This window comes from Halomonas sp. 707D4 (assembly GCF_024158685.1).
Classification (GTDB): Bacteria; Pseudomonadota; Gammaproteobacteria; order Pseudomonadales; family Halomonadaceae; genus Vreelandella.
Genome location: NZ_JAMZBD010000726.1, coordinates 1 through 1,108, shown reverse-complemented (window position 1 = coordinate 1,108; position 1,108 = coordinate 1). Strand labels below are relative to the sequence as shown.

Genomic DNA, 1,108 nt, shown 5'->3' with positions numbered 1-1,108 from the left:
CTTCCTGACGGCTGCGCGGCACGTCCTGGTCGAGCTTCGGCCACCAGGTGTACTCGCCGGCGTCGCGGTTGATCTCGCGGAAGGTGTCGATGAAGCCGGTCGGGCCGAGCACCTGATCCATCCAGGCGCGCTCTTCCGGGCGAAAGCCGGAGGTGAGCTGATTGTCGGACCAGTTGGCCAGGTCCACGGTCTTGTGGGCGACGTGCCAGGTACCGCAGATGATGTACTCGCGGCGCTTGCGCGACATCTTGGTCAGGTACTCCTGGTACTGCTCCATGAAGGCGTGCTTGGCCTTCTGGTCCGAGCCGTCCGGCATCAGGAAGGTCGCGATGCTGAAGCGGTCGTAGTCCGCCTGCAGAAAACGCCCTTCGTGGTCGCACTGGGGAAAGCCCAGCCCGTACATGATCGCCTTGGGAATCTTGCGGCAATAGAGTCCCACACCGGAGAAGCCATCCTCCTCGGCATCCAGGAAATAGCCTTCGTAGCCTTCCGGATAGAGGATATGGTCGCCCAGTTCGAAGCTCTTGGCCTTCAGGTTCTGCACGCAGACCACGTCGGCGTCCTGCTGAGCCAGCCAGTCCAGGAAGCCGCGGTCGACGGCATCACGGATACCGTTGACATTAATGCTGGCAATTTTCATAAATCGTCCCTTTTGCGTCGCTGCGGTATGATACCCGACGTTTAGACGTTTGGGTAAATAGGCAGGCTCAATCGGCCTGCCTGCCCGTTCGATATCGTTACGCTCACCCACCCACTCTCGAGAGAACACCGCCGTGGCTTCGACCCTTCAACCCTACCAGCGCGACTTCATTGCCTTCGCTATCGAGCAGGGCGTTCTCAAATTCGGCGAATTCACGCTCAAGTCCGGGCGTGTCAGCCCCTATTTCTTCAATGCCGGTCTGTTCCAGACCGGACGGGCACTTGCCAGGCTCGGGCGCTTCTACGCCCAGGCCATCGAGCAAAGCGAACTTCGTGCCGACGTGCTGTTCGGCCCGGCCTACAAGGGCATTCCGCTGGCCGCCGTCACCGCCGCGGCCCTTGCCGACCATCATGACCGCGACCTGCCCTACGCCTTCAACCGCAAGGAAGCCAAGGCCCACGGCGAAGG

Annotated in this window: 2 protein-coding genes; one reads left to right on the top strand and one right to left on the bottom strand. The window is 61.5% G+C overall.

Annotation, left to right across the window (positions count from 1 at the left end; genetic code table 11):
* The coding region (locus tag BIS11_RS18245) for an exodeoxyribonuclease III (RefSeq protein ID WP_253586815.1) at positions 1–640 on the bottom strand (640 nt) is incomplete at its 3' end.
* 133 nt (positions 641–773) lie between these two features.
* Between BIS11_RS18245 and pyrE the strand changes: the two genes are divergently transcribed.
* Positions 774–1,108: orotate phosphoribosyltransferase (gene pyrE, locus BIS11_RS18240; protein ID WP_253586814.1), on the top strand; the 335-nt coding region annotated here is incomplete at its 3' end.